The sequence below is a fragment of the Dolichospermum lemmermannii CS-548 genome (assembly GCF_028330815.1).
Taxonomy (GTDB): Bacteria; Cyanobacteriota; Cyanobacteriia; order Cyanobacteriales; family Nostocaceae; genus Dolichospermum; species Dolichospermum lemmermannii.
In genome coordinates this window covers 1-4,574 of record NZ_JAQMTJ010000286.1, presented here as the reverse complement: position 1 = coordinate 4,574, position 4,574 = coordinate 1, and the positions used below count along the sequence as shown (strand labels likewise).

The window sequence follows — 4,574 nt, the reverse complement described above, 5'->3', positions numbered from 1 at the left end:
TAAGTAGAACGGCTTGAATAATTCAAAGTTTGTAGTGAGGAATTTATTCCTCATTTGAGGGCTGAAGCCCTTACTACGAAATCATCTCCAGATTTCTTACATTACTTAATCTACTTTGATTTATTTTCGTCTACTTACTTAGTATTGGACAATTAGAGTTAATTAATCAACGGTTTCCCGATGGTGTTATAATTCCACAAGCTGTGTGGAAAGAAGTTGTGGAGACAGGTATAGGAAGATTTGGCGCAGAACAAGTAGCAAAAGCTTCATGGTTAACTATTTTACCAGTTAGTAATATTGCTTTAGTATCGTTATTAAAATTAGAGTTAGATGAAGGTGAATCAGAAGCAATAACCCTGTTTATTGAACAACCTAGTCAAGCTATTTTACTTGATGAGAAAAGTGCTAGACGAGTTGCAAAACAAATGAATTTACCAGTATTAGGTACAGTAGGAATTTTGATTTGGGCTAAACAAAATGGGTTAATTCCTAATTTAAAAGAACAACTGGATTCTTTACAATTTGTTGGCAAGTTTCGTTTAAGTAATTTAATTTATCAAGAAGCTATTAAAAAAGTTGGTGAATAGTGTAAAAAATTGTTTGGTTTCCTTGCGTCAACCCAACCTACATGACTAAATCTTGATGACGTTCCTGATTAATAATATCAAAAATTTCATCAATTTCTGTATCATCTTTCCATAAACCAATAACAGTTTCTAACTCTTGCCATTTGGGTTGTTTAATTATTAAGTTATCTGGTATTTCTATGGAAATTTCCACTCCATCAGGTAGAAGAATTTTATCTAATATTTGATCTAATAATTCTATTGTGTTACCTTTGATAATTCTTTGTATTTTCATGATTTATTCCTTCATTAAATATCTAAGTTATGATTCATTTTAACCTAATATTTGAAAGTTTAATACAACCTATTTACTAAATAAGTATATGTTAGCATCCACATATTTAGATACTTTGCAATGAGCGATCGCTCTTGAGTTTCTTCTATCTCTACTATACCAGGAATTGAGATGATCGCTTGGTCTAACAACTTTCCCCTGACAGCTTACCCTGCTTTAGACAAAATTCTACTGTTTCTGAAATATCAAGAGATTTTGAGGTATTACCAGCACGAATGTAGAGTTCTGATTTTTTATCTTTACCTTGCATAATAGCTATTATATCTGATTTTCTGACATCAATTGCACAGACTACTTTACTTTCGATTGTCTCAAATCTAACTTTAACTAATAACATAAAGCTAGAACCGATGTATTTGCAAATCAGATTTACAATTGTCTGCTCAAATTGATCTAGAGAACCTTTGGAAAGTATAGCCAAATCTTGCTCTAAACCAAAAATATTACCATCATCTTCAACTCCAATAATTAGCGTTCCTCCTTCAGAATTGAGAAAAGCAGCAATAGTTTTGAGGACACTAAATTTCAAATCCTCATTTTTACGATTTTGTCTAACATCCCATTGTAAAGTGCTTTTGTATTCTAATTTCGGACTTTCCGGTAACTTTATAAGTTGAGAAATTGGTTGTAAATCACCTATTTTTCTAATAGTAGTTGAAAACCGTCTTAATTTTTGTTCTTCAAGTAATGCGTTGAGGGTATCTTCATTATCTGCTGTTTCAATTACAGTTTTATTAATGACAGCAATATATTTACCCCAATAGTCTTTTTCTAAAATTTCCAGATTTTCAATTATCCACTGTTCATTATGTACATTACCCCAACGATTAAAATAGGTAATAGCTTCTTGGATAGAATCGTGGACAGCATCAAAAACATTACCCTGCATATTTTTAGAAAAATAGTCCCATACTGCCGATTTAAAAGCATTCCGGCAATCTATCACACTGTCGTTAGCCGTGAGGATAATCACCACTGATGAAAGATTGCGTGCTTTTACCTCTTCCAAAATCACAAATCCACTGTTATCTTGCTCCATTCGCATATCAGCAATTATGACATCAAAAGGATCACATAACTTTTCTGTTGCTTGAACTACACTAGAAGCCGTCTCAATATGACGATAACCGTAATCATTTAACCACTCTACAAGTTCACTGAGGTAACGAGGATTATCTTCTACCAGTAGCAAATGAATATTTTCAGTCTGCATAATTCTATAACTTTGACGACTTGAAGAAAGGACACAAACTAAATTATACTATTTTCTAGTATAAGCCTATAGTGAGACTGATACCCAGATCCCCGACTTCTGACATCAATTTATAATTTGTGGACAAAATCAATCAAAGAAGTCGGGGATCTTATCACCCCACCTAAATTTTTACATTTTCGCTTTTTGTATAAGGAATATAGATTTTAAATTTAGCTCCTTTCCATCCAGTTTCTTGGATGTATCCGTTCATCTGTGTTAATGTTTTACGGATGATGAATAGTCCCAACCCACTACCATAACCTTCATTAGCTGTAGTTTTTAGAGGTTGAAATATCCAATCTTTTTTATCTGGGGGAATTCCTTGACCATTATCATTAAACTCAATTAATAGATATTTTTGCTCACCCGGAATAGTAGCACCACGAATTCCCGCAGGATTGATAATATCGTGTGTAGACATAGAGATGTTTAAATCTAGTTTTTTAGGATTGTGTTTGAGAGAATTTTCTACTAATTCATTTAAAATACTTTTGATCTTCTCTTCATCACCATTAAACTCTAAATCACCATTTTCAATATCCAGATTAATAGAAGCATTATCAATATGAGGGTTAGCTTCCCATTTTTCAAATAGTTTTTTGATTTTAAAGTGATGATTTTTTATTTTGATACCTTCATTAATGGCTTTGAGATCGCTAAGAGCAATTTGAGTAAATTCTAGTTGTGTTAATAGTTTCTCAAATTGCTTATAGTGAGGATCATCAACAGCAAGTTTCCTCATTGCACGTCTAGTTTTAGATTCAATAATGGCCAACTGATTATTAACAAAATCAGAAATATCGTGAGCAGTTTTGGAAATAATTTCGAGAATTTGCTCGTATTCATCATTAGAAATAGTGGAAATTTGGGATTTTTCTAATGCTCGACGACGATTGACTTCCTCAAGTACATCTTCAATATCATTAATAATACCTGTAAGCAGGGGATCTTCTGCTAGAGAAAAACGCAAAATCCGGTAAGCAATCCCCTTGAGAATGCTGATTTCATTAGCAATTTTATGATAAATTGCTCGATTTAGTATTTCGGTATCATTCACACTACTTTGGTAATCAGATTTGACCAGTTTAAAATAATCTTTTTCACTTAAATTAAGCGTCAACATTTCCAGTGCTTGAGAATAGCGTGGTGATTCCTCAGCAATTTGTTGTAACATCTTAACAGCAGTTTCATTATAAGGATTATGAGCGAGAATACTTCTAGCACTAGATAGTATTGACTTCTCTTTATCATCTGAGTTAGCAATTGCTAAGTTAAAATATTTATTTCCCTGTTCTTGCAATTTAAGACCATAGTAAAGTCTTCCTAAATTGATATGAATAACATTTACATAATATTGCGGTAGGCTATCAAAATCTATTGCTTCAAGTTGAGATATGGCATCTCTGTATTTACATAACTCCTCTAGACATTTAGCGTATATAAAAGATATATAATTATCAGACTTTATTTGTAAATATCGCTCAAAAATCTCACAAGCTTTTTCATAATTTCCAGATTTTGCTAATGCTTCTCCATACCTAGTTAATGTTATTAAATCATTAGGCTTGATTTGTAAAGAATGTTCAAGAATCTTACAAGCTTTCTCATAATTTCCAAATTCTGCTAATGCTTTTCCATAGCTAGTTAATGCTATGATATTATCGGGATTAATTTGTAAAGAACTTTCAAAAATCTCACAAGCTTTCTCATAATTTCCAGATTCTGCTAATGCTTTTCCATAGCTAGTTAATGCTATGATATTATCGGGATTAATTTGTAAAGAACTTTCAAAAATCTCACAAGCTTTCTCATAATTTCCAGATTCTGCTAATGTTTTTCCATAACTATTTAATGCTATGATATTATCAGGATTAATTTGTAAAGAACTTTCAAAAATCTTACAAGCTTTCTCGTAATTTCCAGATTCTGCTAATGCTTTTCCATAGCTAGTTAATGCTATGATATTATCAGGATTAATTTGCAAAGAACTTTCAAAAATCTTACAAGCTTTCTCGTAATTTCCAGATTCTGCTAATGCTTTTCCATAGCTAGTTAATGCTATTAAATCATTAGGATTAATTTGTAAAGAACTTTCAAAAATCTCACAAGCTTTCTCATAATTTCCAGATTCTGCTAATGCTTTTCCATAGCTAGTTAATGCTATGATATTATCGGGGTTAATTTGTAAAGAACTTTCAAAAATCTCACAAGCTTTCTCATAATTTCCAGATTCTGCTAATGCTTTTCCATAGCTAGTTAATGCTATGATATTATTGGGGTTAATTTGTAAAGAACTTTCAAAAATCTCACAAGCTTTCTCATAATTTCCAGATTCTGCTAATGCTTTTCCATAGCTAGTTAATGCTATGATATTATCGGGATTAATTTGTAAAGAACT

Annotated in this window: 5 protein-coding genes; 1 reads left to right on the top strand and 4 read right to left on the bottom strand. The window is 31.8% G+C overall.

What is annotated here, in order from left to right; all coding sequences use genetic code 11:
• The first annotated feature begins 122 nt into the window (after positions 1 to 122).
• Entirely contained in the window at positions 123 to 587 is a 465-nt protein-coding gene (locus tag PN450_RS19880; protein ID WP_465249377.1) for a PIN domain-containing protein, read from the top strand.
• A gap of 37 nt (positions 588 to 624) precedes the next feature.
• Here the strand turns inward: PN450_RS19880 and PN450_RS19875 are convergent, their stop codons facing one another.
• The 4 genes from PN450_RS19875 to PN450_RS19860 form a co-directional block, all read right to left on the bottom strand.
• Positions 625 to 861 (bottom strand): hypothetical protein, encoded by a 237-nt coding sequence (locus tag PN450_RS19875; protein ID WP_271837314.1) that lies wholly within the window; start codon positions 859 to 861, stop codon positions 625 to 627.
• Between the two features lie 59 nt (positions 862 to 920).
• Positions 921 to 1,052, bottom strand: a complete 132-nt coding sequence (locus PN450_RS19870) for a hypothetical protein (RefSeq protein WP_271837313.1) — start codon at positions 1,050 to 1,052, stop codon at positions 921 to 923.
• On the bottom strand, positions 1,046 to 2,134 hold the full coding sequence (locus PN450_RS19865) for an RNA-binding domain-containing protein (RefSeq protein ID WP_271837312.1): 1,089 nt from the start codon (positions 2,132 to 2,134) through the stop codon (positions 1,046 to 1,048). The genes PN450_RS19870 and PN450_RS19865 overlap by 7 nt, the downstream gene beginning before the upstream one ends.
• A gap of 163 nt (positions 2,135 to 2,297) precedes the next feature.
• A partial coding sequence (locus tag PN450_RS19860) for a tetratricopeptide repeat protein (RefSeq protein WP_271837311.1) occupies positions 2,298 to 4,574 on the bottom strand: 2,277 nt, incomplete at its 5' end.

Bases quoted from the DNA above. Each gene is read 5' to 3' on its own strand.
- PN450_RS19875 (WP_271837314.1), bottom strand. From the start codon at position 861: ATGAAAATACAAAGAATTATCAAAGGTAACACAATAGAATTATTAGAT.
- PN450_RS19865 (WP_271837312.1), bottom strand. From the start codon at position 2,134: ATGCAGACTGAAAATATTCATTTGCTACTGGTAGAAGATAATCCTCGT.